Origin of the sequence: Streptomyces sp. NPDC086023 (assembly GCF_044540325.1) — a bacterium.
In the GTDB taxonomy this organism is placed as follows: domain Bacteria; phylum Actinomycetota; class Actinomycetes; order Streptomycetales; family Streptomycetaceae; genus Streptomyces.
Genome location: NZ_JBITRX010000006.1, coordinates 376,437 through 401,328 on the forward strand (window position 1 = coordinate 376,437; position 24,892 = coordinate 401,328).

The 24,892-nt window shown below is 72.4% G+C and carries 25 protein-coding genes; 12 read left to right on the forward strand and 13 right to left on the reverse strand.

Features of this window, described 5'->3' with window-relative positions; all coding sequences use genetic code 11:
* Nucleotides 1-26: 26 nt before the first annotated feature.
* Both ACIF6F_RS15490 and ACIF6F_RS15495 read right to left on the reverse strand, forming a co-directional pair.
* The gene (locus ACIF6F_RS15490) at nt 27-833 is read right to left on the reverse strand and encodes a purine-nucleoside phosphorylase (RefSeq protein ID WP_399946438.1); all 807 of its coding nucleotides are present in this window, start codon (nt 831-833) and stop codon (nt 27-29) included.
* A gap of 157 nt (nt 834-990) precedes the next feature.
* Nucleotides 991-1,428, reverse strand: a complete 438-nt coding sequence (locus ACIF6F_RS15495; RefSeq protein ID WP_399946441.1) for a gamma-glutamylcyclotransferase — start codon at nt 1,426-1,428, stop codon at nt 991-993.
* 209 nt (nt 1,429-1,637) lie between these two features.
* Between ACIF6F_RS15495 and ACIF6F_RS15500 the strand changes: the two genes are divergently transcribed.
* Both ACIF6F_RS15500 and ACIF6F_RS15505 read left to right on the forward strand, forming a co-directional pair.
* Complete coding sequence (locus ACIF6F_RS15500) at nt 1,638-3,077, forward strand: NAD(P)H-quinone dehydrogenase (RefSeq protein WP_399946444.1); 1,440 nt, start codon at nt 1,638-1,640, stop codon at nt 3,075-3,077.
* A 165-nt stretch (nt 3,078-3,242) separates the two neighbouring features.
* On the forward strand, nt 3,243-4,184 hold the full coding sequence (locus tag ACIF6F_RS15505) for a DeoR/GlpR family DNA-binding transcription regulator (protein WP_399946447.1): 942 nt from the start codon (nt 3,243-3,245) through the stop codon (nt 4,182-4,184).
* Nucleotides 4,185-4,251: 67 nt separating this feature from the next.
* On the opposite strand, the gene ACIF6F_RS15510 is transcribed toward ACIF6F_RS15505, so the two are convergent.
* Nucleotides 4,252-6,015 (reverse strand): acetyl/propionyl/methylcrotonyl-CoA carboxylase subunit alpha, encoded by a 1,764-nt coding sequence (locus ACIF6F_RS15510; RefSeq protein ID WP_399946448.1) that lies wholly within the window; start codon nt 6,013-6,015, stop codon nt 4,252-4,254.
* Nucleotides 6,016-6,400: 385 nt separating this feature from the next.
* On the opposite strand from ACIF6F_RS15510, the gene ACIF6F_RS15515 reads away from it, so the two are divergent.
* Nucleotides 6,401-6,841: a hypothetical protein gene (locus ACIF6F_RS15515; RefSeq protein WP_399946451.1), complete on the forward strand. Its 441-nt coding sequence runs from the start codon at nt 6,401-6,403 to the stop codon at nt 6,839-6,841.
* Between the two features lie 90 nt (nt 6,842-6,931).
* Here the strand turns inward: ACIF6F_RS15515 and ACIF6F_RS15520 are convergent, their stop codons facing one another.
* From ACIF6F_RS15520 to ACIF6F_RS15535, 4 genes are all read right to left on the reverse strand, one after another.
* A complete protein-coding gene (locus ACIF6F_RS15520) occupies nt 6,932-7,543 on the reverse strand; it encodes a Maf family protein (RefSeq protein WP_399946454.1) in 612 nt (203 codons plus the stop codon).
* A gap of 11 nt (nt 7,544-7,554) precedes the next feature.
* Nucleotides 7,555-7,683: a morphogenic membrane protein MmpB gene (mmpB, locus tag ACIF6F_RS15525; RefSeq protein ID WP_399946457.1), complete on the reverse strand. Its 129-nt coding sequence runs from the start codon at nt 7,681-7,683 to the stop codon at nt 7,555-7,557.
* Nucleotides 7,684-7,832: 149 nt separating this feature from the next.
* The gene (locus ACIF6F_RS15530) at nt 7,833-8,039 is read right to left on the reverse strand and encodes an acyl-CoA carboxylase epsilon subunit (RefSeq protein WP_399946460.1); all 207 of its coding nucleotides are present in this window, start codon (nt 8,037-8,039) and stop codon (nt 7,833-7,835) included.
* A 23-nt stretch (nt 8,040-8,062) separates the two neighbouring features.
* On the reverse strand, nt 8,063-9,658 hold the full coding sequence (locus tag ACIF6F_RS15535; RefSeq protein WP_399946465.1) for an acyl-CoA carboxylase subunit beta: 1,596 nt from the start codon (nt 9,656-9,658) through the stop codon (nt 8,063-8,065).
* 107 nt (nt 9,659-9,765) lie between these two features.
* Here ACIF6F_RS15535 and ACIF6F_RS15540 point away from each other — a divergent pair, with 107 nt between their 5' ends.
* The 5 genes from ACIF6F_RS15540 to hutH all read left to right on the forward strand — a co-directional run bounded on the left by ACIF6F_RS15540 (nt 9,766) and on the right by hutH (nt 15,770).
* On the forward strand, nt 9,766-10,638 hold the full coding sequence (locus ACIF6F_RS15540) for a biotin--[acetyl-CoA-carboxylase] ligase (protein ID WP_399946468.1): 873 nt from the start codon (nt 9,766-9,768) through the stop codon (nt 10,636-10,638).
* Nucleotides 10,639-10,805: 167 nt separating this feature from the next.
* Entirely contained in the window at nt 10,806-11,972 is a 1,167-nt protein-coding gene (locus ACIF6F_RS15545) for an adenylate/guanylate cyclase domain-containing protein (protein WP_399946470.1), read from the forward strand.
* A gap of 25 nt (nt 11,973-11,997) precedes the next feature.
* Nucleotides 11,998-12,813 carry an enoyl-CoA hydratase/isomerase family protein gene (locus tag ACIF6F_RS15550; RefSeq protein WP_399946472.1) on the forward strand — a complete coding sequence of 272 codons (816 nt, stop codon included), beginning with the start codon at nt 11,998-12,000 and terminating at the stop codon, nt 12,811-12,813.
* A 214-nt stretch (nt 12,814-13,027) separates the two neighbouring features.
* Nucleotides 13,028-14,143 (forward strand): diguanylate cyclase domain-containing protein, encoded by a 1,116-nt coding sequence (locus ACIF6F_RS15555; RefSeq protein WP_399946475.1) that lies wholly within the window; start codon nt 13,028-13,030, stop codon nt 14,141-14,143.
* A 52-nt stretch (nt 14,144-14,195) separates the two neighbouring features.
* The gene (hutH, locus tag ACIF6F_RS15560; protein ID WP_399946556.1) at nt 14,196-15,770 is read left to right on the forward strand and encodes a histidine ammonia-lyase; all 1,575 of its coding nucleotides are present in this window, start codon (nt 14,196-14,198) and stop codon (nt 15,768-15,770) included.
* A 112-nt stretch (nt 15,771-15,882) separates the two neighbouring features.
* Here the strand turns inward: hutH and ACIF6F_RS15565 are convergent, their stop codons facing one another.
* On the reverse strand, nt 15,883-16,164 hold the full coding sequence (locus tag ACIF6F_RS15565) for a hypothetical protein (protein ID WP_399946478.1): 282 nt from the start codon (nt 16,162-16,164) through the stop codon (nt 15,883-15,885).
* Nucleotides 16,165-16,271: 107 nt separating this feature from the next.
* On the opposite strand from ACIF6F_RS15565, the gene ACIF6F_RS15570 reads away from it, so the two are divergent.
* The 3 genes from ACIF6F_RS15570 to ACIF6F_RS15580 all read left to right on the forward strand — a co-directional run bounded on the left by ACIF6F_RS15570 (nt 16,272) and on the right by ACIF6F_RS15580 (nt 19,221).
* Nucleotides 16,272-16,640, forward strand: coding sequence for a hypothetical protein (locus tag ACIF6F_RS15570; protein WP_399946479.1), 369 nt, complete (start codon nt 16,272-16,274; stop codon nt 16,638-16,640).
* Between the two features lie 103 nt (nt 16,641-16,743).
* Nucleotides 16,744-18,012, forward strand: a complete 1,269-nt coding sequence (locus tag ACIF6F_RS15575) for an Ig-like domain-containing protein (protein WP_399946482.1) — start codon at nt 16,744-16,746, stop codon at nt 18,010-18,012.
* Nucleotides 18,013-18,243: 231 nt separating this feature from the next.
* Entirely contained in the window at nt 18,244-19,221 is a 978-nt protein-coding gene (locus tag ACIF6F_RS15580) for a GNAT family N-acetyltransferase (RefSeq protein WP_399946485.1), read from the forward strand.
* A 102-nt stretch (nt 19,222-19,323) separates the two neighbouring features.
* On the opposite strand, the gene ACIF6F_RS15585 is transcribed toward ACIF6F_RS15580, so the two are convergent.
* A complete protein-coding gene (locus ACIF6F_RS15585) occupies nt 19,324-19,785 on the reverse strand; it encodes a GNAT family N-acetyltransferase (RefSeq protein ID WP_399946488.1) in 462 nt (153 codons plus the stop codon).
* A complete protein-coding gene (locus ACIF6F_RS15590) occupies nt 19,782-20,645 on the reverse strand; it encodes a helix-turn-helix transcriptional regulator (protein ID WP_399946490.1) in 864 nt (287 codons plus the stop codon). Before ACIF6F_RS15590 ends, ACIF6F_RS15585 begins: the two co-directional genes overlap by 4 nt.
* A 153-nt stretch (nt 20,646-20,798) precedes the next feature.
* Here ACIF6F_RS15590 and ACIF6F_RS15595 point away from each other — a divergent pair, with 153 nt between their 5' ends.
* Nucleotides 20,799-21,869, forward strand: a complete 1,071-nt coding sequence (locus tag ACIF6F_RS15595) for an NAD(P)-dependent alcohol dehydrogenase (protein WP_399946493.1) — start codon at nt 20,799-20,801, stop codon at nt 21,867-21,869.
* A gap of 525 nt (nt 21,870-22,394) precedes the next feature.
* Here ACIF6F_RS15595 and msrA read toward each other — a convergent pair.
* The 3 genes from msrA to ACIF6F_RS15610 all read right to left on the reverse strand — a co-directional run.
* Nucleotides 22,395-23,060, reverse strand: coding sequence for a peptide-methionine (S)-S-oxide reductase MsrA (msrA, locus tag ACIF6F_RS15600; RefSeq protein ID WP_399946497.1), 666 nt, complete (start codon nt 23,058-23,060; stop codon nt 22,395-22,397).
* A gap of 100 nt (nt 23,061-23,160) precedes the next feature.
* Nucleotides 23,161-24,267, reverse strand: a complete 1,107-nt coding sequence (locus tag ACIF6F_RS15605) for a hypothetical protein (protein ID WP_399946499.1) — start codon at nt 24,265-24,267, stop codon at nt 23,161-23,163.
* A gap of 313 nt (nt 24,268-24,580) precedes the next feature.
* Nucleotides 24,581-24,892, reverse strand: a 312-nt coding sequence (locus ACIF6F_RS15610; RefSeq protein ID WP_399946502.1) for a transposase, incomplete at its 5' end; no start/stop codon positions are given.

The window sequence follows — 24,892 nt, forward strand, 5'->3', positions numbered from 1 at the left end:
TCGTACGTCGCGTCGCGTCCTGCGGCTCAGATCCGGGCGAGGACCTGGGTGAGCAGCTGGCCCATGCGGGCGGCCGAGTCGCGGCCCGCCTGCAGGACCTCCTCGTGGTTCAGGGGCTCGCCGGAGAGGCCCGCCGCCAGGTTGGTGACCAGGGAGATGCCCAGGACCTCGGCGCCCGCCTCACGGGCCGCGATGGCCTCCAGGACGGTCGACATGCCGACCAGGTCGGCGCCCAGGACGCGGATCATGTTGATCTCGGCCGGGGTCTCGTAGTGCGGGCCGGGGAACTGCACGTAGACACCCTCCTCCAGGGAGGGGTCGATCTCCTTGCACATCGCGCGCAGGCGCGGCGAGTACAGGTCGGTCAGGTCCACGAAGTTCGCGCCGACGATCGGCGAGGCCGCGGTGAGGTTCAGGTGGTCGCTGATCAGGACCGGCTGGCCGGGCTTCATGCCCTCGCGCAGTCCGCCGCAGCCGTTGGTGAGGACCACGGTCTTGCAGCCGGCGGCGACGGCCGTGCGGACGCCGTGGGCGACGGCGGCGACGCCGCGGCCCTCGTAGTAGTGGGTGCGGCCGAGGAAGAGCAGCGCGCGCTTGTCGCCGATCTTGTACGAGCGGATCTTGCCGCCGTGTCCCTCGACGGCCGGCGGCGGGAAGCCGGGCAGCTCGGTGACGGGGAACTCGGACTCGGGGGCGCCCAGGGCCTCGGCGGCGGGGGCCCAGCCGGAGCCCATCACCAGGGCGACGTCGTGCGTCTCGGCGCCGGTCAGCTCGCGCAGACGGGCGGCGGCGTCGGCGGCGGCAGCGTGGGGGTCGGTAACAGATGCGTTCACGCGGACGAGGGTAGCCGCTCAATCCCTACGCGCGTAGATGGCACAGCTCACGGTGTTCCGATCGTTGCTTTGTCGTTTCCGACGATTTGCCGCTTGTGGCGTTCCGGGAGGGCTCCCGGAGGGGCGGGAAGGCCCGCCGGGGCCTTCCCGCGGGCCGTCAGCAGGGGCGCTTGCGCAGCTCCATCACGTAGTCGTGGGGGGCGCCGGCGGACTCGGCGGCGTCGGCGATCTCCCCGAGGTAGCGGGCGGAGGGCAGGCCGCCCTCATAGCCGTTCAGCACGTACACCCAGGCCGGTTCCTCGCCGTCCAGCGTGTCCACGCGGACCCGCATCCGGCGGTAGATGTCGAGGCCGACGCCCTCCCACCGGTCCATGGAGTCCTCGTCGAGCGGCGCGATGTCGTACAGGGCGACGAAGACCTGGGAGCGGGGGGCCTCGACGATCGTCGCGAGGGCGCCCTCCCAGCCCATCTGCTCACCCCCGAAGGTGAGCCGCCACCCGTTGAGCCACCCCGTGCCACGCAGCGGGGAGTGCGGTGCGCGGCGGGTCATCAGCCGCGCGTCGAGGTTGCCGGCGTACGCGGCGTAGAGCGACATGGTGTCGAGGGTACGGGAGGGGCGGCCGTGGGTGCCGTCCGAGTGTGCCGCGGATGCGTACGGGCCGGGTCCCGGAAGGAGGGGCGGCGGGCCGTGCGGAAGCACCTTGAAGCGTGCGGGAGAATGGGGTACGGACAGCATCCCCCGGGGTTCACCCCGGACCCCGGCCGGGGCGGCAGCCGGCCGGGTTGACGTGAGGCGGCTTTTTCGTGACCCGGATCGTGATCATCGGCGGCGGACCCGGCGGGTATGAGGCGGCGCTGGTCGGCGCCCAGCTCGGTGCGGAGGTGACCGTCGTCGACTGCGACGGTCTGGGCGGGGCGTCGGTGCTGACCGACTGCGTTCCGTCGAAGACCCTCATCGCGACGGCCGAGGTGATGACCACCTTCGACTCCTCCTACGAGGAGCTCGGCATCATCGTCGCCGACGACACCCCTCCGCTGGAGGAGGCGGCCCGGGTGCACGGCGTGGACCTCGGCAAGGTCAACCGGCGTGTGAAGCGCCTCGCGCTGGCCCAGTCCCACGACATCACGGCCTCCGTCACCCGCGCCGGCGCCCGCGTCCTGCGCGGCCGCGGCAAGCTCGGCGGCCCGCAGGGCATCGACGGCACCCGGGACGTCATCGTCACGGCCGCCGACGGCACCGAGACCATCCTGACCGCCGACGCCGTGCTGATCGCGACCGGCGGCCACCCGCGCGAGATCCCCGACGCGCTGCCCGACGGCGAGCGGATCCTCAACTGGACCCAGGTCTACGACCTGGAGGAGCTGCCCGAGGAGCTCATCGTGGTCGGCTCCGGTGTCACCGGTGCCGAGTTCGCCGGCGCGTACCAGGCGCTGGGCTCCCGCGTCACGCTCGTCTCCTCCCGCGACCGCGTGCTGCCGGGCGAGGACCCTGACGCGGCCGCCGTGCTGGAGGACGTGTTCCGCCGCCGCGGCATGAACGTCATCTCCCGCGCCCGTGCCGAGTCCGCCAAGCGGGTCGGCGACCGGGTCGAGGTCACGCTGGCCGACGGCCGGGTCATCTCCGGCACGCACTGCCTGATGGCGGTCGGCGCGATCCCGAACACCAAGGACATGAACCTGGAGGAGTCCGGCGTCCGCCTGAAGGACTCGGGCCACATCTGGACCGACAAGGTCTCCCGCACCTCCGCCCCGGGCGTGTACGCGGCCGGCGACGTCACCGGCATCTTCGCGCTGGCGTCGGTGGCGGCCATGCAGGGACGCATCGCGATGTACCACTTCCTGGGCGACGCGGTGGCCCCGCTGAACCTCAAGACGGTCTCCTCGAACGTCTTCACCGACCCGGAGATCGCCACCGTCGGCTACACGCAGGCCGACGTGGACGCGGGCAAGATCGAGGCCCGTACGGTCAAGCTGCCGCTGCTGCGCAACCCGCGCGCCAAGATGCAGGGCATCCGGGACGGCTTCGTGAAGCTGTTCTGCCGACCCGGCACGGGCATCGTGGTCGGCGGCGTGGTCGTTTCCCCGCGCGCGAGCGAGCTGATCCACCCCATCTCGATCGCGGTCGACAACAACCTGACGGTCGAGCAGATCGCAAACGCGTTCACCGTGTACCCCTCGCTGTCGGGTTCGATCGCGGAGGTCGCCCGCCAGCTGCACACCCGCAAGGCGACCGGAGAGGTCTAACCACCCCTTTCCGCAAGGGCGTTGGGGCGGGGCGACGAGCCGCCGCGGGCGGTACGCACAGTCTTTGGCTTGCGTATACCACTAGTTGCCCCGCCCTGCGAACAACTCCTGTAATTCGGCGCAAAGAGCTGAAAGCAGACGGTCGTTGGGGTTACTGTCAGTTTCGTGTTCGCTGCTGAACGTCGCCAACTGATCCTCGAAATGGTGCGTGCCAACGGAGCGGTATCGCTCCGTGAGCTCGCCCGCGTCGTCCAGACCTCCGAAGTGACCGTACGGCGGGACGTGCGGGCACTGGAGGCAGAAGGACTCCTCGACCGCCGGCACGGCGGTGCGGTCTTGCCGGGCGGTTTCACGCGGGAGTCCGGCTTTCCGCAAAAGTCCCATCTCGCGACGGCGGAGAAGACCGCCATCGCCGATGTCGCCGCGGGTCTCGTCGAAGAAGGCGAGGCCGTGGTCGTCGGCGCGGGCACCACGACCCAGGAGCTGGCCCGCCGGCTCGCCCGGGTGCCCGGACTCACCGTCGTCACCAACTCCCTCCTGGTGGCCCAGGCGTTGGCCCACGCCAACCGGGTCGAGGTCGTGATGACCGGCGGCACCCTGCGGGGCTCCAACTACGCCCTGGTGGGCAGCGGTGCCGAGCAGTCCCTCCAGGGGCTGCGGGTCTCGCGGGCCTTCCTCAGCGGCAGCGGGCTCACCGCGGAGCGCGGCCTGTCGACCTCCAACATGCTCTCCGCGAGCGTGGACCGGGCGCTGGTGCAGGCGGCGGCCGAGGTGGTGGTCCTCGCCGACCACACCAAGCTGGGCACCGACACCATGTTCCAGACCGTGCCGACCGACGTGATCACCAGGCTGGTCACGGACGAACCGCCGGCGCACGACGACCGGGCGCAGACCGAGCTCCAGGCGCTGGCCGACCAGGGCGTCCAGATCACCGTGGCGGGCACCGCGGTGCCGTCCGGCGGCGAGGGCCTGCCGGGCCGCCGCCCGCGCCGGGAGTCACCGCTGCCCGTCCAGCGGCGCGGCGGGCCCCAGCTGCGCAGCGCGGTCTCCCTCCCGGAGCCGGGAGCGGCCGACCGGCCCCGCGTGGCGGACATGCGGCGGCGCTGAGAGCGGTACGCGAAGGCCCCGGCCGGGAGAGATCCCGGCCGGGGCCTTCGTACGGCTGCTGCGGAGGTCAGTCCTTGATCTCGCAGATCGCGGCGCCGGAGGTGATGGAGGCGCCGACCTCGGCCGCGAGGCCCTTGATCGTGCCGGAGCGGTGCGCGTTCAGCGGCTGCTCCATCTTCATCGCCTCGAGTACGACCACCAGGTCGCCCTCCTTGACCTCCTGGCCCTCCTCGACCGCGACCTTCACGATCGTGCCCTGCATCGGGGAGGCCAGCGTGTCGCCGGAAGCGGCCGGGCCGGACTTCTTCGCGGCGCGGCGCTTCGGCTTGGCGCCGCCGGCGGCGGCGGTGCGGGCCAGCGTCATGCCGAGCGAGGACGGCAGGGAGACCTCAAGGCGCTTGCCGCCGACCTCGACGACCACGGTCTCGCGGCCCGGCTCCTCGTCGGCCTCCTCGGCCGCCGGGGCGGTGAAGGCCGGGATCTCGTTGACGAACTCGGTCTCGATCCAGCGGGTGTGGACCTTGAACGGGGTGCCGTCGGTCGGCGCGAACGCCGGGTCGGACACGACCGCGCGGTGGAACGGGATGGCGGTGGCCATGCCCTCCACGTTGAACTCCGCCAGCGCGCGGGCGGCACGCTGCAGCGCCTGCTCGCGGGTGGCGCCGGTGATGATCAGCTTGGCCAGCAGGGAGTCCCAGGCCGGGCCGATGACCGAGCCGGACTCGACGCCGGCGTCCAGGCGGACACCCGGGCCGGTCGGCGGCGCGAAGACGGTGACGGTGCCGGGCGCGGGCAGGAAGTTGCGGCCCGGGTCCTCGCCGTTGATGCGGAACTCGAAGGAGTGGCCGCGCAGTTCGGGGTCTCCGTAGCCCAGTTCCTCGCCGTCGGCGATGCGGAACATCTCGCGGACCAGGTCGATGCCGGTGACCTCTTCGGTGACCGGGTGCTCGACCTGGAGACGGGTGTTGACCTCCAGGAAGGAGATCGTTCCGTCGAGGCCGACCAGGAACTCGACGGTGCCGGCGCCGACGTAGCCGGCCTCCTTGAGGATGGCCTTGGAGGCGCGGTACAGCTCCGCGTTCTGCTCGGCCGTCAGGAACGGCGCGGGGGCCTCCTCGACGAGCTTCTGGTGGCGGCGCTGGAGCGAGCAGTCACGGGTCGAGACGACCACGACGTTGCCGTGGCTGTCGGCCAGGCACTGGGTCTCCACGTGGCGCGGCTTGTCGAGGTAGCGCTCGACGAAGCACTCGCCGCGGCCGAAGGCGGCCACGGCCTCGCGCACGGCGGAGTCGTACAGCTCCGGAACCTCTTCGAGGGTGCGCGCGACCTTCAGACCGCGGCCACCGCCGCCGAAGGCGGCCTTGATCGCGATCGGCAGGCCGTGCTCCTCGGCGAACGCGACGACCTCGTCCGCACCCGAGACCGGGTCCGGGGTGCCCGCGACGAGCGGGGCACCGGCGCGCTGCGCGATGTGACGGGCGGCGACCTTGTCACCGAGGTCGCGGATGGCCTGCGGCGGCGGGCCGATCCACGTGAGGCCCGCGTCGATCACGGCCTGGGCGAATTCGGCGTTCTCGGAGAGGAAGCCGTATCCGGGGTGGACGGCGTCGGCTCCGGAATCGGCTGCGGCCTGGAGCACCTTGGCCATGTCCAGGTAGCTGGCGGCCGGGGTGTCACCGCCCAGCGCGAAAGCCTCGTCGGCCGCGCGGACGTGCAGAGCGTCCCGGTCCGGGTCGGCGTAGACGGCTACGCTCGCGATCCCGGCGTCCCGGCAGGCCCGGGCAACGCGGACAGCGATTTCGCCTCGGTTGGCGATGAGCACCTTGCGCACGATGTCTCCCTCCTTGAAACAAGCTGAGTTTAGGGACTGCCGACACGGCCTTTCGACCCGTCCCCAACGGTGACCTTGCCCACATGGAGTGTCCATCGAGGCTCTCTCGAGGCGCGAAAACCCTTGTGGCGACACGGACCAGGGAAATCCCCAACTGCACAGTAACCCCGTCGTGTGGCCAAGGTCTCTGTCCGCGCGCGCAGCGGCCCGGTGGGTTTCTTTGTGGGGACCCTACGAAGCCCCTGATCAATCTTTGCCATCGGGACGAACCTTGGGGAAGTCATAACGAAGCCGTGCGCACCCCTTGTACCGGCGTTTACTCGTTAGTAGCCTCCGGGGCGTCGAACAAGCGGACATGGACATGCCCGGACGGGGGTGGGGCGCTGTGGCACGGAGACTCGTGGCCGTCGTGGCCGCGATCGTGCTGTTCCTCGAGGCCGCCGGCCTCGTGCTGGTGAACGTCGTCCTCGGCACCGCCGTCGACCGGCAGTCGATGTCCATCGCCGGCATGGACCCGGACCTGATGTCCGGCGCCACCTACGGGCTCGGCGCCTTCATGGGCGCCTTCCTGGCCGCCAGCGCGGTCGTGCTCCTGCTGGTCGCCGCGCGCGACCGGGCCCCCGGCCGGGCCGCCCGCCTCCTGCTGGTCGCCTGCGCGCTCACGCACGGCGTGCTGGGCGCCCTGGTCGTCGGCATGGTCGGCTGGGCCGCCTTCGCCGCGATGATGGTCATCCTGTCGCTCGTCGTCCTCACCCTCATGGCGTACGCCAAGGAGGAAGACGACAACGCGGCGGCCGAGGAGGTACCCCCGCCCGCCGCGGTCTGAGCCCCGCCGGACACCGCCCGAGTCCGTCAGATCGGCCGAACACCAGTCAGGCCGTCGGTCCGTCAGGTCCCGGGCATCGGGCCGGTCGGGTCAGGTCCACAGGTCCGTGATCGACACGCCCAGCTCGCCCAGCAGGGAGCGCAGCAGCGGCAGCGACAGGCCGATCACGTTCCCGTGGTCGCCCTCGATGCGCTCGATGAACGGTGCGGAGCGGCCGTCCAGCGTGAAGGCGCCCGCGACGTGCAGCGGCTCGCCGCTCGCCACGTACGCGGCGATCTCCGCGTCCGTCGGCTCGCCGAAGCGCACCGTGGTGGACGCCGTGGCCGACACCTGGCGGCCGGTGGCCGTGTCGATCACGCAGTGGCCGGTGCGCAGTACGCCCGTACGCCCCCGCATCGACGTCCAGCGGGCGGTCGCGTCCGCCGCGTCGTCCGGCTTGCCCAGCGCCTCGCCGTCGAGCTCCAGCACCGAGTCGCAGCCGACCACCAGCGAGCCGCCGGCCTCGGGCAGCCCGGCGACCACCGCGGCCTTGGCCTCGGCGAGGACCAGGGCCAGCTCGGACGGGGTGTCGGCGCTCAGCGCGTCCTCGTCGACCCCGCTGACGATCACGTGCGGGGCGAGGCCCGCCTGCTGGAGGAGGTTGAGCCGGGCGGGGGAGGCGGAGGCGAGCACGAGTCGGCGGGGTTCAGTCATGCGGCCCATCGTAGGAGCCGTCACGGCACCCCGAGGACGTAGACCACCACCACCATCGCCAGGACGAGGACCAGGGTCATCCGGCGGAGCATCGCCTGGGCCGCGCGCATGTCCTTGGGCGGCTCGTTCTCGGGGTCGGACCAGAGCATGCTCCGATCCTGCGCCGGAAGACGCCGGTGGCGCCTGAGTACGGGTACTCAAGCGCCACCGGTCCCGGCCCCGGACGAGGTCCGGGAACGCACGCGCCGTCACCGCACGGACGACGCGGGCGGGTACGTGCGGGAACCGCCCCACGGCCTCACGCGGGCCAGTACGTACGGCCCCACGCGCCCGGACCCGGGCGGGGCATCCCCGCCCGCGCCACACGGGCCGGGTCCGACCACCCGTCGGCGACCCTGGGAGCGCCCGACGGCGCCGAGGCCAGCGCCGCCGCGCGCGCTTGGACCACCGCCAGTGCGGCGGCCAGCTCCTCCGGGGTCGGGTTGCCCTTGACGACCCTGATCATGGTGAACTCCCTCTCCAGGCGTCCTACAGGGGGATGTTGCCGTGCTTCTTCGGCGGCAGGGACTCGCGCTTGGTGCGCAGCTGGCGCAGGCCCTTCACGATGTGCTGGCGGGTCTCCGACGGCATGATGACGGCGTCGACGTACCCGCGCTCGGCCGCGATGTACGGGTTGAGCAGCGTGTCCTCGTACTCGGTGATCAGCCGCGCCCGGGTGGCGTCGCCGTCTCCGGCGGCCTCCGCCTCCGCGATGGTGCGCCGGTGCAGGATGTTCACCGCGCCCTGCGCGCCCATGACCGCGATCTGCGCCGTGGGCCAGGCCAGGTTCAGGTCCGCGCCCAGGTGCTTGGAGCCCATGACGTCGTACGCGCCGCCGAAGGCCTTGCGGGTGATGACGGTGATGAGCGGGACGGTGGCCTCGGCGTACGCGTAGATCAGCTTCGCGCCGCGGCGGATGATGCCGCCGTACTCCTGGTCCACGCCGGGCAGGAAGCCCGGCACGTCCACGAAGGTCAGGACGGGGACGTTGAAGGCGTCGCAGGTGCGGACGAAACGCGCCGCCTTCTCCGAGGCGTTGATGTCCAGGCAGCCGGCGAACTGCATCGGCTGGTTGGCCACGATGCCGACCGGGAAGCCCTCGACCCGCCCGAAGCCCGTGACGATGTTCGGTGCGAACATCCCCTGGGTCTCCAGGAACTCGCCGTCGTCCAGCACGTGCTCGATGACCGTGTGGATGTCGTACGGCTGGTTGGCGCTGTCCGGGACGATCGTGTCGAGCTCGCGGTCCTCGTCCGTCTTCTCCAGGTCCGCCTCCTCCGGGAAGGCCGGCGGCTCCGAGAGGTTGTTCGAAGGGAGGTAGGACAGGAGGGACTTGACGTACTCGATCGCGTCCTTCTCGTCGGCGGCCATGTGGTGGGCCACGCCCGAGGTCGCGTTGTGCGTGCGCGCGCCGCCGAGCTCCTCGAAGCCGACGTCCTCGCCGGTGACGGTCTTGATGACGTCGGGACCGGTGATGAACATGTGCGAGGTCTTGTCGACCATGACGGTGAAGTCCGTGATGGCCGGCGAGTAGACCGCGCCGCCGGCACACGGGCCGACGACCAGCGAGATCTGCGGGATCACGCCGGAGGCGTGGGTGTTGCGGCGGAAGATCTCGCCGTACATGCCGAGGGCCATGACGCCCTCCTGGATGCGGGCGCCGCCGGAGTCGTTGATGCCGATGACCGGACAGCCGGTCTTCAGCGCGAAGTCCATGACCTTCATGATCTTCTGGCCGAACACCTCGCCGAGCGAGCCGCCGAGGACGGTGAAGTCCTGGGAGAACACCGCCACGGGGCGGCCGTCCACCGTGCCGTAGCCGGTGACGACACCGTCTCCGTACGGGCGGTTCTGCTCCATGCCGAAGTCGGTGGAGCGGTGCCGGGCGAACTCGTCCAGCTCGACGAACGAGCCCTCGTCCAGCAGGAGGTCGATCCGCTCACGGGCCGTCAATTTGCCCTTGGCGTGCTGCTTTTCCACCGCACGCTCGGAGCCGGCGTGCACCGCCGCGTCGATGCGGCGCTGGAGATCGGCGATCTTCCCCGCGGTGGTGTGGATGTCGATCGGCTCTGAGGGTTCTGACATCGGGGTCGCGGCTCCCTGCCTGGTCAACCGGATGGCTACTGCCACGTAGCGTAGTGGCGCGCATGGCGCTCGGCAGTGCGGCGTTTCCCACACCTAATGTGGCTTGCATGACGCCCTCAGATGCCTCAGCTCCCGCCTCCGACGGCCGCTGGTCCAGCCTCGACCGGCCGCCCCTCAACGCCCAGGCCCTGCGCCAGGCCCTCGTCCGGCCGGGCGGGCTCTGGACCTCCCTGGAGGTCGTGGAGTCCACCGGGTCCACCAACTCCGACCTCGCCGGACGTGCCGGGGGCCTGCCCGAGGGGGCCGTGCTGGTCGCCGAGGAGCAGACCGCCGGCCGCGGCAGGCTGGACCGGAGCTGGGCGGCGCCCGCCCGCTCCGGCCTGTTCTTCTCCGTACTCCTGAAGCCCGAGGAGGTGCCGTCCGCGCAGTGGGGGTGGCTGACCCTGCTCGCCGGGGTGGCGACGGCCGAGGCGGTCTCCCGGACCGCCGGCGTGGACACGGCCCTGAAGTGGCCGAACGACCTGCTCGTCACCGTGGAGGGGGAGGAGCGCAAGGCCGGCGGCATCCTCGCCGAGCGGGTGGCGGGCGACCCCGGCGGCGTGGTGATCGGCATCGGCCTCAACGTCACGCTCGGTGCCGGCGAGCTGCCCGTGCCGAACGCCGGGTCCCTCGCGCTCGCCAAGGCCGCCGTCACGGACCGCGACCCGGTGCTCAGGTCCGTACTGCGGTCGATCGAGGGCTGGTACGAGCACTGGCGCGCCGCGGACGGCGACGCGGGCCGCAGCGGACTGCTGGAGGCCTACACGGCCGGCTGCGCCACCCTCGGGCGCGAGGTGCGGGCCGAGCTGCCCGGCGGCCGGTCGCTCACCGGTACGGCCGAGGCGCTGGACGAGGACGGCCGGCTGGTGCTCCGTACGGCCGAGGGCACCCGGGAGGCGGTGGGCGCCGGGGACGTCGTCCATCTGCGCGGTCTGGCGTGATCCGTCCGCCCGCTGCTGCCGGCCGGTCTCCGGAAGTAGCGTGGAAGTCGTGATGAGTGAGGAGTGAGCTACGGCACACCTGCCGTATGGTTTAGGCGGTCGCCGGTCCCCCCGGTGATCACCCGGCTCGGTGGGGCAGTGCGCACGGAATGGACAGGAGGCGGCCCTTGACCGTCGACGACACGGCTTCCGGTGCGTCCAACTCTCCTGTTACCGGCGGGAACGGCCACGGTGCCCCCATCGGGCGTGACCAGCACACTCCCCACCACGAGGTCGACCACACGGTCGAACCGACCGCCGACCCGCTCGCGATCCGGCTGGAACAGCTGATCCTGGGCGCCGAGCGCCGGTACACCCCCTTCCAGGCGGCCCGCAGCGCCGGGGTCTCGATGGAGCTCGCCTCCCGCTTCTGGCGGGCGATGGGCTTCGCGGACATCGGGCAGGCCAAGGCCCTGACGGAGGCGGACGTGCTGGCGCTGCGGCGCCTGGCGGGCCTGGTGGAGGCCGGGCTGCTGAGCGAGCCGATGGCCGTGCAGGTGGCGCGGTCGACCGGGCAGACCACCGCCCGGCTGGCCGAGTGGCAGATCGACTCGTTCCTGGAGGGGCTCACGGAGCCGCCGGAGCCGGGGATGACCCGTACGGAGGTCACGTACCCCCTCGTCGAGCTGCTGCTGCCGGAGCTGGAGGAGTTCCTGGTCTACGTCTGGCGGCGGCAGCTGGCGGCCGCCACGGGCCGCGTGGTCCAGGCGGCGGACGACGAGGAGATGGTCGACCGGCGGCTGGCAGTGGGCTTCGCGGACCTGGTGGGCTTCACGCGGCTGACCCGGCGGCTGGAGGAGGAGGAGCTCGGCGAGCTGGTCGAGGCCTTCGAGACCACTGCGGCCGACCTGGTGGCCGCGCACGGCGGTCGGCTGATCAAGACGCTGGGCGACGAGGTGCTGTACGCGGCCGACGACGCCGGCACGGCCGCCGAGATCGCCCTGCGGCTGATCGAGACGCTGGGCGCCGACGAGTCGATGCCCGAGCTGCGGGTCGGGATCGCGTTCGGCACGGTGACGACGCGCATGGGTGACGTCTTCGGCACGACGGTGAACCTGGCCAGCCGGCTGACCTCGATAGCTCCGAAGGACTCGGTGCTGGTCGACGGGGCCCTGGCCGAGGAGCTGGGGCGTACGGGTGACGCGCCGGTCTCGGAGAAGTCGGCGGAGCTGGAGGGCGAGGCGGGGGCCTCGTACCGCTTCGCGCTGCAGCCGATGTGGCAGCGGCCGGTGCGCGGTCTCGGAGTCGTGGAGCCCTGGCTGCTCACGCGGAGGGCGCCTAGGATCCCCGGGTAACGCTCGTTAACCGGGAGGCTCTGTCGTGGGTGCAGTACGTGTCGAGGACCAGCGGTTCGGCGAGTTCGTCGCGGTGACGCGGCACGGCGAGGGCCATGTCGTGGAGCTGGCGCTGGACCGGCCGAAGGCGATGAACGCGGTGTCCTCGGAGATGGCGCGGTCGATCGGGGCCGCGTGCCGGGCGCTGGGCGAGGACCCGTCGGTGCGGGTGGTCGTGCTGACCTCGACGCACGAGCGGGCCTTCTGCGTGGGCGCCGACCTCAAGGAGCGGAACTCGTTCACGGACGCGGAGCTGGTGCGGCAGCGGCCGACCGCGCGGGGCGCGTACACGGGCGTGCTGGAGCTGCCGGTGCCGACGATCGCGGCGGTGCACGGCTTCGCGCTGGGCGGCGGCTTCGAGCTGGCGCTGTCCTGCGACGTGATCGTGGCGGACGAGACCGCGCTGGTGGGCCTGCCCGAGGTGTCGGTGGGCGTGATCCCGGGCGGCGGCGGTACGCAGCTGCTGCCGCGTCGGGTCGGGGCGGCCCGGGCGGCCGAGTTGATCTTCTCGGCGCGCAAGGTGGAGGCCGCGGAGGCGCGTGAGCTCGGGATGGTCGACGAACTGGTGCCGGCCGGGCAGGACCGTACCCGTGCGCTGGAGCTGGCCGGGGTCATGGCCGGCAACTCCCCGGTGGGGCTGCGGGCCGCGAAGCGGGCGCTGCGGCTGGGGCACGGGCTGGACCTCAAGGCGGGCCTGGAGGTCGAGGACGCGGCCTGGCGGTCGGTGGCCTTCTCGGGCGACCGCGCCGAGGGCGTGGCGGCCTTCAACGAGAAGCGCCGGCCGAACTGGCCCGGGGAGTGACCCGGTGGGGGCCGGCGGACTGCCGGCCCCCGCGTGTGCTCCGGTGACCGCCGGCCTCCCGCGTACGTTGCCGGGGCCGGCCGGTCCCCGCGCGTGCTCCGGTGACCGGCCGGCGTTCCCCTCGCGCGGGGGTGCGTAACCAAACGTGAGGCCGCGACCACCGAATGTCCCCTCAATCACTCCATAATCGGACAATATTCCCTAACCTGGAGTGATGGGTGTGGACGGGCGGCTGCGGGCCGTGGTGGGACTCGCGCAGGCGATGGCTGCGGCGCAGACGGCGAGGGATTCCGTGCGGGCCGCGGCGCGGGGGGCCAGGCTGGCCATGGACGGCTCCTTCGCCGCGATCTCCTCCTGGGAGCGCGAGCGGGGGCGCCTCCGCGTGCTGGTGAACGAGGGCGAGCGGACCGCGGGGGAGGAGGAGTTCCCGCAGGACGAGTCCTATCCCGTCCACGACTTCCCGGAGATCACCGAGTTCCTGCACGAACGGTGGGCCGGCGGCGGGGGCCCACATGCCTGGGTCGAGGTCGCCGGCGGCTCCGGCAACCGCGCCGCGGGCCTCAAGCGGCGCGGGCGCGGCAGCTGCGTCGTCGCGCCCGTCGTGCTGCACGGCCGGGCCTGGGGCGAGCTGTACGTCGCGCGCAACGAGGGCCTGCCCCTCTTCGACGGCGAGGACACCGAGTTCGCCACCGTCCTGGCCGCCGTCATCGCCGCCGGGCTCGCCCAGAGCGAGCGGCTGGAGGAGGTCCGCAAGCTCGCCTTCACCGACCCCCTGACCGGCCTCGCCAACCGGCGGGCCGTGGACCTCGCACTGGACGAGGCGCTGGAGCGGCACCGGCTGGACGGGACCGTGGTCAGCCTGGTGGTGTGCGACCTCAATGGGCTCAAGCGGGTCAACGACACCCTGGGCCACGCGATGGGCGACCGGCTGCTGGAGCGGTTCGGGTCCGTGCTCTCCCTGTGCGGGGCCATGCTGCCCGGCGCGCTGGCCGCGCGCCTCGGCGGCGACGAGTTCTGCCTCGTCTCCGCCGGACCGGCCGCGGACGCGGTCGTCCAGGCCGCCGAGCAGCTCTGCGCCCGGGCCGCCGACCTGGAGCTGGGCGAGGGCGTGGCCTGCGGGATCGCCTCCACCGGGGACCCCATCGGGCCCGTGAAGTCCTCTCGGCGGCTCTTCCGGCTGGCCGACGCCGCCCAGTACAAGGCCAAGGCCGCCCGGTCCCCGAAGCCCGTCGTCGCGGGCCGCGACACGGCCGTGGTGCCGCTGGCGGACACCCCCGTACCCGGTACGCCCGAGCGGCGACGCTTCCGAGGACGGCTGGGAGACGAGTGACGGGCGACTAGTGACAGGAAGGCATTCAGTCCGTAGGGTGCTGAATATGGATATGCACACTGTCGTGGTGGGGACGTCCGGTACCACCGCCGAGGACGTCATCGCCGTGGCCCGCGGCAACGCTCGCGTCGAGCTGTCCGCCGAGGCCCTGGACGCCCTCGCCCGCGCCCGCGAGATCGTGGACGCCCTGGCCGCCAAGCCCGAGCCCGTCTACGGGGTGTCGACCGGGTTCGGTGCCCTCGCCACCCGGCACATCAACCATGACCTCCGCGCCCAGCTCCAGCGCAACATCGTCCGCTCGCACGCCGCCGGCATGGGCCCGCGCGTCGAGCGCGAGGTGGTCCGCGCGCTGATGTTCCTGCGCCTGAAGACCGTGGCCTCGGGACACACCGGCGTACGCCCGCACGTCGCCCAGACCATGGCCGACCTGCTCAACGCCGGCATCACCCCGGTCGTCCACGAGTACGGCTCCCTGGGCTGCTCCGGCGACCTCGCGCCGCTCTCCCACTGCGCCCTCGCCCTGATGGGCGAAGGCGACGCGGAGGGCCCCGACGGCACCGTCCGCCCCGCCGGCGAGCTGCTCGCCGAGCACGGCATCACCCCCGTCGAGCTGCGCGAGAAGGAGGGCCTGGCCCTCCTCAACGGCACCGACGGCATGCTCGGCATGCTCGTGATGGCCATCGCCGACCTCAAGAAGCTGTACAAGTCGGCCGACATCACCGCCGCGCTCTCCCTGGAAGCCCTCCTCGGCACCGAGAAGGTCCTCGCCCCCGAGCTGCACGCCATCCGCCCCCACCCGGGCCAGGGCGACTCGGCTGCGAACATGCTCGCCGTCCTCCAGGGCTCCGGCCTCACCGGCCACCACCAGGACGACTCGCCGCGCGTCCAGGACGCCTACTCCGTGCGCTGCGCCCCGCAGGTCGCCGGCGCCGGCCGCGACACGATCACCCACGCCGAGCTGGTCGCCTCCCGCGAACTGGCCGCCGCGGTCGACAACCCCGTCGTCCTGCCTGGGGGTACCTCCCAGGCCGGAGGCTCTGGGGGAGGGCGGGTCGAGTCCAACGGCAACTTCCACGGCGCGCCCGTCGCGTACGTGCTGGACTTCCTGGCCATCGCCGCCGCCGACCTCGGCTCCATCGCCGAGCGCCGCACCGACCGGCTGCTCGACAAGAACCGCAGCCACGGCCTGCCCGCCTTCCTCGCGGACGACGCCGGCGTGGACTCCGGTCTGATGATCGCGCAGTACACCCAGGCCGCCCTGGTGAGCGAGATGAAGCGGCTGGCCGTCCCGGCCTCCGCCGACTCGATCCCCTCCTCCGCCATGCAGGAGGACCACGTCTCGATGGGCTGGTCCGCCGCCCGCAAGCTGCGCACCACGGTCGAGAACCTCACCCGGATCATCGCCATCGAGATGTACGCGGCCACCCGCGCGATCGAGATCCGCACCCACGCGCACCTCACCCCGGCGCCCGCCAGCCGGGCCGCCATCGACGCCGCCCGCGCGGCGGGCGTCCAGGGCCCCGGCCCGGACCGCTTCCTGGCGCCCGACCTGGCCGCCGCCGAGGCCTTCGTACGCGCCGGCGGCCTGGTCGCCGCGGTGGAGCAGGTGACCGGCCCGCTGGCCTGACACCCGGGCCCGACCGGGCGGTGCAGAACCGCCTGACCGGCGCCGCAGAGACGCGGAAGGGCCGCCCCGGACGAATCCGGGGCGGCCCTTCCGCGTGCGCGGGTACGGGCGGCTACGCGGCCCGGGAGCGGCGGGCGGAGAAGGTCACGAAGCCCGCCCCGATGCCCAGGAAGAGGGTGCCGCCGAGCAGATACGGAGTGGTGTCCACGCTGCCGGTGTCCGCGAGCGCGAGCTGCGGCGTGGACGCCTGGGGCGCGGTCGAGGGGCCGTCTCCGGCACCGGAAGCGGAATGAGCAGGGTGCTCCTGGGTGGCGTTCGCCGAGGGGACGAACCACAGGGCGGTGAGGAGGGTGCCCGCTCCTATGGCGGTGAGAAGCGGTCGACGTGCGGACACGGTGCGATCCCCCTTGTGGCAGCAGCGAATTGGCCGTGTGCGCCGATGCTAATGAAAGGGGCGGGTCGTGGGAAAGCCGGGGGGCGATCAGGCTTACCCTCCGTGCCATGAGCACTTCTGAGTCATCACGGTACGTACGGCTTCGGGTCGATTTGGTGCTGGAAGTCGCGGAACCGGAAGCCCTGACAGGCGCCGCCCTGGACCACGTCGCAGCGGACGAGTTCATGCCCGACGAGGAGCGCGGCCATGCGGAGGCGGCCGTGCGCGAGGACGAAGCGGAAGCCCTCGCCTACCTCGTCGACCCCTTTGACCTGGTCTCCGGCGTCCCCGGCGTCGAGCTCGCCCAGGCCTCCTGGAGCACCGAGGCCGTCGAATACGACCCCGAGTCCCTGGAGTGGGACCTCGACGAGGAAGATGGACCCTTCGACGACGACGAACACGACGACGAGGGCCCGGGTGGGCTTCCCCACACCTGACCCCGTTGTGGAACCGGATACCCGCGTGATCGCGTTGTCGTAACGAGGCGGTGGGGTCCCTCGCGGGACAGCCCGCCCGGAGATCCCCGGGATTTCGGCAACGATGGAGAAGCGTGTGAGGACGGACAGCAAGCGGTGGCGCAGGGCCCTGGCGGCCGCGTCCGCGCTGCTCGGCGGCGTGCTGGTGCTGACGGCGTGCAACGGCGACGACAACGGCGCGGGCAGTGCTGACGCGACGAAGAAGTCGCAGGAGGACGCCGACGCGGCAGCGGCCAAGGACACCTCGAAGGCCCGAATAGCGATCTCGCCGAAGAACGGCGCGACCAACGTCGGCATCAACAGCTCCACCGAGGTCACCGTCGCCGACGGCACGCTGACCTCGGTCGAGATGAAGACCTCCGAGGGCGCCGAGGTCAAGGGCGAGATCTCCGCCGACGGCAAGAGCTGGAAGCCGTCCGCGAAGCTCAAGCGCGCCACGAAGTACACGCTGTCCGCCACGGCCAAGGACGCCGAGGGCCGCGAGGCGCACGAGAACACCTCGTTCACCACCGTCTCGCAGGACAACAGCTTCATCGGCTCCTTCACGCCCGAGGACGGCTCCACCGTCGGCGTCGGCATGCCCGTGTCGATCAACTTCGACAAGCCGATCAAGGACAAGAAGGCCGTCCAGTCCGCGATCAACGTCTCCTCCAGCAGCGGGCAGGAGGTCGTGGGCCACTGGTTCAACTCCCAGCGCCTGGACTTCCGCCCCGAGACGTACTGGAAGGAGAACTCCACCGTCACGCTCAAGATGGAGCTGGACGGCGTCGAGGGCTCCGAGGGCGTCTTCGGCGTGCAGGAGCGCACCGCGACCTTCCAGATCGGCCGCAACCAGGTCTCCACGGTCGACGCCAAGGCCAAGACGATGACCGTCACGCGTGACGGCAAGGTCGTCAAGGTCATCCCGATCTCGGCCGGTGCCCCCGACAACCCGACGTACAACGGCCAGATGGTGATCTCCGAGAAGTTCAAGGAGACCCGGATGAACGGCGCCACCGTCGGCTTCACCGACGACGACGGCAAGGGCGAGTACGACATCAAGGACGTGCCGCACGCCATGCGCCTGTCCACGTCCGGCACCTTCATCCACGGCAACTACTGGGGCCCCCGCTCCGTCTTCGGCAGCGCCAACACCAGCCACGGCTGCGTCGGCCTCGCCGACGTCAAGGGCGCGAACGACCCCGATCAGCCGGCCGCGTGGTTCTACGAGAACTCGCTCATCGGCGACGTCGTGACGGTCATGAACTCCCCCGACAAGCAGATCAAGCCGGACAACGGCCTGAACGGCTGGAACCTCAGCTGGGCGGACTGGAAGGCCGGCTCGGCCGTCTGATCCCGCGCAGCGCGTACGCACGCCGACGGCGGCGGTGCCCACCCGGGCCCGCCGCCGTCGGCGTTTCCGGTCACGGGCCGGGGCCGGGCGCGGCCTACCGGCTCCCGGCGCGGCGTACCGGCTCCCGGCGCGGCGTACCGGCTCCCCGCACGGCGCCCGGGCTCCCGCGCCCGCCGCTGCCCTTCGTAAAACGGCGGGTGCCGGCCGCGGGCGCTGCGTAGGGTCGGCCCCATGACGATGATCTCCGTGCTCCCCGCGCCGCCGTCCGACGCCGATGCCGACGCGTGGCTGGCGGTCCTCGCCGCCGCCCACGCGCACGACCTGCCGGGCGTCCCCGGACCCACCCGGGTCGAGGTCGCCGGACGCATCCAGGTCCCCCCGGTGCGCGGCCGCGCCCTGTGCCTCGCGGCCGCCGACGAGGACGCGGAGCCGCACGACTGGGACGGGGTCGCCGGACTGCTGCTGTTCACCGACCCCGGCAACACCCACACCGCCTTCCTCGACGCCGCCGTGCGCCCCGCCGCCCGGCGGCGCGGCGTGGGCACCGCCCTCTGGCGGCGGGTGCGCGAGGAACTGGAGGCGGACGGCCGTACCTCCGTGAGCTGCGTGGCCGACCTCGGCGGCCCGGGCGAGGCCTTCCTCACCGGCCTCGGCTTCGAGAACGTGCTCACCATGGCCTGGTACGTGCAGGACACCACCGTGGAGCGCGGCGACCCGGTGCTGCCCGCCGGCTACCGCTGGGTCAGCTGGAACGGCATCGTCCCCGACGAGCACGCCGCCTCCGCCGCCGTCGCCCACTCCGCGATGGAGGACGCCCCCAGCGGCGGCATGGACGAGAACACCCCGCTGTGGGACGCCGAGCGGGTACGGGCCGCCCAGCGGCTCATCCTCGACCGCGGCGGACGCATACTGACCGTCGCGGCCGTCACCCCGGCCGGCGACATGGCGGCCTACACCGAGCTCGTGCTGCCGGACCCCCACGGCGTCCGCGCCACCCAGTACGACACCGTGGTCGTCCCCGCCCACCGCGGCCGCGGGCTGGGCCGCGCCGTCAAGCTGCGGGCCCTCGCGGAGCTGCGCGCCCTGCACCCCGGCGTACGGCAGATCGCCACCACCGTCGCCGACGAGAACGGGCCGATGCTCGCCGTGAACGAGGCCCTGGGCTACCGCCGCGAGCGCCCGTGCGGCGTCTTCCAGCTCAAGCTGTGAGGCGCCGCACGGGCCCGCCCGTGAACCGCTGACCGGCCCGGGCAGCCGGAGCGGCGGGACCTGCCGGAGCGGCGGGACCTGCCGGAGCGGCCGGAGCAGCCCCTAAGGGAGCCAGACGTACCGCACGTCCGGCTCCCGTTCCTCGTTCCCCGAGCCGTCCGTGCGCCCGGCCTCCGCGAAGCCGTGCCGCTCGTAGAAGCGGTGCGCCGGCGCGTTCACCTGGAACGTCCACAGCTCCAGGCCCGCCGGGCAGAGCTCCTTGGCCAGCGCCACGAAGCGGTCGCCGAGTCCCCGCCCCCGGTGCGCCGGGTCCAGGTACAGCTGCTCCAGCACCCCGTCGCCCAGCACCATCATCCCGGCGGCCGCGCCCTGCGCGTCGCGGGCCAGGTACGTACGCCCCTGCGGCACGACCACGTACCGGAACCAGCCCCGCACCTCGTCGTCGGAGTGCGCGCGCCGTACGTCCGGCAGCGCGGCGCCGTACGAGCGGAGCCAGACCTCCGCGACGTCGGGGGCGTCGGCCTCCGTGGCGGTGGCGATGGCGTAGCCGGGCGTGGCGGTCATCTGGCGGAGGTCTCCCTCTCCTCGGTCCCGGCACCCCACGAGGCCAGCAGGCGCAATGCGTCCGCCGAGGCCGAACCCGGCTCCGCGTGATAGGTGACCAGGGACTGCTCGGGGTTGTCGGGAAGCTTCAACGTCTCGAAGGACAGGTTTAGTTCACCCACGAGCGGATGGCGAAGGACTTTCCTGCCGTGCGTCTTGTCCGCCACCGTGTGCGCCGCCCAGAGCGTCCTGAACTCCTCGTTCTTCACGGACAGTTCGCCCACCAGCGCCGACAGCCGCGGGTCGTCCGGGTGGCAGCCCGCGTACCAGCGCAGGCCGCTCACCATCTCGCAGGCCCGGCACTCCCAGTCCGCGAACAGGTCCTGCATGGCCGGGTCGAGGAAGACCAGCCGGGCCATGTTCCGTTCCTCGGGCGGCAGCGCCGCGAAGTCCCCGAACACCGCCCGCCCCATCAGGTTCCACGCGAGGACGTCCGTCCGCCGCCCCAGGATGTACGCCGGTACGCCCTCCATCGCGTCCAGCAGCCCCAGCAGCTCCGGCCGGACGTGCTCGGGCCGCTCCATGTGCCGCTTGCGCTTCGCCTTCGGCTTGGCGAGGTGCGTCAGGTGGGCCCGCTCGGTCTCGTCCAGGCGCAGCGCGCGGGCGATCGAGTCGAGCACCTCCGTGGACACGTTCTGGCCGTGGCCCTGCTCCAGGCGGGTGTAGTACGCGACCGAGACCCCGGCCAGCTGCGCCAGCTCCTCGCGCCGCAGGCCCGGCACGCGGCGGTGGCGCCCGTACTGGGGCAGCCCCACGTCCTCGGGCTTGAGCCGGGCACGGCGGGAGCGGAGGAACTCACTCAGGTCGGCACGCTGGTCCATGTCAGCCAGTATCCGGGAGCGGCACGCCGGTCAGCCTGACCCTCCCAGTGGTAGGAACGGCGTGCGTAGGCACAGGAGGGGGCTGGGCGGCGGCTCCCGGGTACGGCATCGTTCCGGGCATCACAGGAAATCTGCCGAGGAGAACCCAGCAGCATGAGCAGCATCGCGACCCAGGCCGTCGGTACCCGCCAGGTAGCCGCGTACGCCGCACCGGCGCCCAAGGCCCCGCTGGAGCGCACCACCGTGCCGCGCCGCGCCGTGGGCGAGCACGACGTCCTGATCGAGATCAAGTACTCCGGCATCTGCCACTCCGACATCCACCAGGCCCGTGACGGCTGGGGCGAGGGCATCTACCCGATGGTCCCCGGCCACGAGATCGCCGGCGTGGTCACCGAGGTGGGTGCGGGCGTCACGAAGTTCGCCGTCGGCGACCGGGTGGGCGTCGGCTGCTTCGTCGACTCGTGCCGGGAGTGCGCGTACTGCCTGGCGGGCCAGGAGCAGTACTGCGTGGGCGGCATGACCGGCACGTACAACGGCCTGGACAAGAACGGCGACCCCACCTACGGCGGCTACTCCACGCACATCGTCGTCGACGAGAACTACACGGTCCGCATCCCCGACGGCCTGTCCCTGGACGTGGCCGCGCCCCTGCTGTGCGCCGGCATCACCCTCTACTCGCCGCTGCGGCACTGGGGCGCCGGTCCGGGCAAGAAGGTCGCGATCGTGGGCCTGGGCGGCCTCGGCCACATGGGCGTGAAGATCGCGAACGCGCTGGGCGCGGAGGTCACGGTCCTCTCGCAGTCGCTGCGCAAGCAGGAGGACGGCCTGAAGCTGGGCGCCACGCACTACTACGCGACCAGCGACGACGCGACCTTCAGGAAGCTGGCCGGCACCTTCGACCTGATCGTCTCCACGGTCTCGGCCCCGCTGGACCTGGGCGCCTACCTGGGCATGCTCAAGGTGGACGGCGCCCTGGTGAACGTCGGCGCCCCCGAGGAGCCGGTCTCGCTGAACCTCTTCTCGGTCATCGGCGGCCGCAAGACGCTGGCCGGCTCGATGATCGGCGGCATCGCGGAGACCCAGGAGATGCTGGACTTCTGCGCGGAGCACGGCCTGGGCGCGGAGATCGAGACCATCCGCGCCGACGAGATCAACGAGGCCTACGAACGCGTCCTCACCAGCGACGTCCGCTACCGCTTCGTCATCGACACGTCGACGATCTGACCGCCGTGTCGCACCCGGCACCGGCACCGGCCCCGCCGCGCGATGGCGGCGGGGCCGGCTGGAGGGCGTCGAACGGCGGGATGATGCGGGTCACGACGATGAGACGGGCGCGCGGGGCCACGAGGAAGTAGAACCAGCCGCCGGCGGCGTCCATCCGGCGTCCATCCGGCGCAAGCCGCCGGGCCGGGGGCCGTTGCCGAAGTCGCCCACGTCTACGCCGACGGAGGCGAGCTCGACCAGCTGACCCGCCAGGCGTTCCACTTCTGCCACGACGCGTTCCGGGAGGCCGGCGGCGACGTGGGCGTGGTCCGGCTCGTATTCCCAGCCGTGACCGCCCTGCGGCAGGCGCGACCTGTGCGAGCGCCTGCCGCAGGGCGGTCACGGTCGCCGGGGGCTGCGGGATGAGCGGCTGCCCGGCGGCGGAGGTTGTCACGGCTGCTCCCATGAGCGAGATCCTGGTCCCTCGGCCCAGCCTAGCCAGCCGCTTGCCGGATTCGACATCCGAACGGGTGGCCCGGGCCCCGGTCAGGCGTCGGTGCGGGCCACGCCGATGGGGCAGCTGACGCCCGTGCCGCCGATGCCGCAGTAGCCGGCCGGGTTCCTGTCCAAGTACTGCTGGTGGTACGGCTCGGCCGGCCAGAAGGGGCGGTCGGCGGCCGGGAGGACGGCCGTGGTGATGGCGCCGTAGCCGGCGCCGGTCAGCACCCGCTGGTAGGCCGCGCGGGAGGCCTCGGCCGTGGCCTGCTGCTCGGGGGAGTGCGTGTAGACGGCCGAGCGGTACTGGGTGCCGACGTCGTTGCCCTGGCGGAAGCCCTGGGTCGGGTCGTGGGCCTCCCAGAAGACCTTCAGCAGGGCGTCGTACGAGACGGCGGACGGGTCGTAGACCACCCGGACCACCTCGGTGTGGCCGGTGAGACCGGAGCAGACCTCCTCGTACTCCGGGTTCTCGGTGTATCCGCCCTGGTAGCCGACCAGCGTGGTCCACACGCCGGGGGTCTGCCAGAACTTGCGCTCGGCGCCCCAGAAGCAGCCGAGGCCGAAGTCCGCGACCTCCAGCCCCGCCGGGTACGGGCCGGCCAGGGGGTTGCCCAGGACCGTGTGCCGGTCGGGCAGCGTGAACGCGGGCTGCGGGCGGCCCTTGAGGGCCTGCTCGGGCGTGGGCAGCTCAGGGGTACGACGGCCGAAGATCATGCGGGCTCGCTCCTTGCGGACGGGGTGGGTGTCAGGACAACGCCCCGGAGGCCCCCGGGATTCCGGCCCTGCGGCGCCGGGCCGGGCGCCGGCCCGGCAGTCAGCGGGGGAGGGTGGCCGGGCTGCCGCCGTTCGCCTCGTAGCCGGCCACGGCCAGGGCGCGGTAGACCGCGTACTCCGCGGCCGGGTCCTCGCTGTGCGACCACGGGAGGGCGCCGACGTAGCCGTCGACGTGGCGGAGCTGCTCCATGGCCTCGGCCCAGCGTTCGCCGCGCACCAGGAAGAGGATCAGCAGGTGCCGTACGTGCGCCAGCATCGGGTCGTCCGGCCGGGCCGAATTCACCGCGTAAAGGGCGCCCTCCACCGCCCGCGAGACCACCGCGCTGCCGTAGAAGTCCTGGACCAGGGCGACCTCGGGGAGGTGCTCGAAGACCCCGAACAGCGGCAGGGCGGCCAGCAGCGAGCCCCGCGGGGCGCGGGCGGCGGCCGCGTGCGTGAAGGCGTCGGCCTTCTCGCGGGAGCCGTGCCACTTCTCGCACCAGTAGTGCAGGGCCGCCAGGTGGGCGCCCATGTGCTCGGGGGACCGGTCGATGACCTTGGCCCACAGCGCGTCGAACTCCGGCTCCGGGTAGGCGAGTCCGCGGGCGATCGCCAGCTGGCTGATGTACGGGACCGGGTCGCCGGGGGCGAGCAGCGCCGCCTCCTCGCAGGCCGTACGGGCCTCCTCCAGGATGATCCGGTGGTCGTCGGTGCCGAAGCCGCCGGAGGCCCGCCAGGCCTGCTGCACCAGGAACTCGGCGTGCACCTGCGCGCCGCCCGCGTCCTTCGGGGACTCCAGCTTCCAGGCCCGCAGCCAGGCGGCCCCGGTGCCGGGCTGCCGGGCCAGCTCCAGGGAGGCGGCGCCGGCGAAGGCCTGCACCCGCTGCCAGCGCTGCTCGCCCTCCTTGGGGGTGCCGGCCAGCAGCTGCGAGGCCGCGCGCCAGTCCTGCGTGCGCTGCACCAGGTCCAGGACGTCCATCAGGTCCTGGTCGGGTCCGGGCACGCGGATGTCCAGTTCCTCCTGGCGCACGAAGCCGTAGTCGGCCGGGTCGGCCGCGTCCGGTGAGCCGGGCGAGACGAGCCGGATGCCGCCCCTGCGCCGCCTCAGGTAGGGGACGAGGAAGGCGGCCAGCATGCCCATCGCGAGCAGGAACCAGAGAATCTCCATGCCCCCAGCGTTCCACACCCCCGGCGGGTACGGACCGGGGGTGGTGGGGGTGCGGGGCGGGCCCGGCGGAGATGCGGGGACGGGGCCCGTGAGGGGTGCGGGGACCGGGCCTGTGGGAGGTGCGGGGACGCGGCCCGTGAGGTGGTGCGGGGACCGCGGTCGGCCGCGTGCCGGGAGGCGCGTCCCGGCCGGGCGGCGAGGGGCGCGGAATTCGGGGGCGCACGCCGGGGAATTCCGTCGGCCGACCACGTGAATGTGCGGAAAACCTCCATTCGCGTCGGATGGCGCCCGGCAATCGTCCACGTATTTCGCCCTAGTGATCTGGTTCGGAGATGCGTGAGCAGTAGCGGCAGATGCGGTCGAGGATCTGGTCGGCGGTCTTGGTCCACTTGAAGGGCCGGGCGTCGTCGTTCCAGACCTTGATCCAGGTCTCCAGTGCGGTCTTGAGGTCGTCGAGGGAGCAGAACACTCCGCGTTCGAGGCAGCGTCGTTGCAGCTCGGCGAACCACCGCTCGACTTGGTTGATCCAGGACGAGTAGGTGGGGGTGAAGTGGAGCTGGAAGCGGGGATGCGCCAGGAGCCACTTGTGCACCACGGGTGCCTTGTGAGCGGAGAGGTTGTCGCA

Coding starts and splice junctions, on each gene's coding strand:
- ACIF6F_RS15590 (WP_399946490.1), bottom strand. CDS start 20,645: ATGGACCAGCGTGCCGACCTGAGTGAGTTCCTCCGCTCCCGCCGTGCC.
- ACIF6F_RS15495 (WP_399946441.1), bottom strand. CDS start 1,428: ATGTCGCTCTACGCCGCGTACGCCGGCAACCTCGACGCGCGGCTGATG.
- ACIF6F_RS15555 (WP_399946475.1), top strand. CDS start 13,028: ATGGGTGTGGACGGGCGGCTGCGGGCCGTGGTGGGACTCGCGCAGGCG.
- ACIF6F_RS15570 (WP_399946479.1), top strand. CDS start 16,272: ATGAGCACTTCTGAGTCATCACGGTACGTACGGCTTCGGGTCGATTTG.
- msrA (WP_399946497.1), bottom strand. CDS start 23,060: ATGATCTTCGGCCGTCGTACCCCTGAGCTGCCCACGCCCGAGCAGGCC.
- ACIF6F_RS15540 (WP_399946468.1), top strand. CDS start 9,766: ATGACGCCCTCAGATGCCTCAGCTCCCGCCTCCGACGGCCGCTGGTCC.
- ACIF6F_RS15585 (WP_399946488.1), bottom strand. CDS start 19,785: ATGACCGCCACGCCCGGCTACGCCATCGCCACCGCCACGGAGGCCGAC.
- ACIF6F_RS15520 (WP_399946454.1), bottom strand. CDS start 7,543: ATGGGCCGCATGACTGAACCCCGCCGACTCGTGCTCGCCTCCGCCTCC.
- ACIF6F_RS15580 (WP_399946485.1), top strand. CDS start 18,244: ATGACGATGATCTCCGTGCTCCCCGCGCCGCCGTCCGACGCCGATGCC.
- ACIF6F_RS15575 (WP_399946482.1), top strand. CDS start 16,744: ATGGAGAAGCGTGTGAGGACGGACAGCAAGCGGTGGCGCAGGGCCCTG.
- ACIF6F_RS15595 (WP_399946493.1), top strand. CDS start 20,799: ATGAGCAGCATCGCGACCCAGGCCGTCGGTACCCGCCAGGTAGCCGCG.
- ACIF6F_RS15605 (WP_399946499.1), bottom strand. CDS start 24,267: ATGGAGATTCTCTGGTTCCTGCTCGCGATGGGCATGCTGGCCGCCTTC.
- ACIF6F_RS15530 (WP_399946460.1), bottom strand. CDS start 8,039: ATGATCAGGGTCGTCAAGGGCAACCCGACCCCGGAGGAGCTGGCCGCC.
- ACIF6F_RS15535 (WP_399946465.1), bottom strand. CDS start 9,658: ATGTCAGAACCCTCAGAGCCGATCGACATCCACACCACCGCGGGGAAG.
- hutH (WP_399946556.1), top strand. CDS start 14,196: ATGCACACTGTCGTGGTGGGGACGTCCGGTACCACCGCCGAGGACGTC.
- mmpB (WP_399946457.1), bottom strand. CDS start 7,683: ATGCTCTGGTCCGACCCCGAGAACGAGCCGCCCAAGGACATGCGCGCG.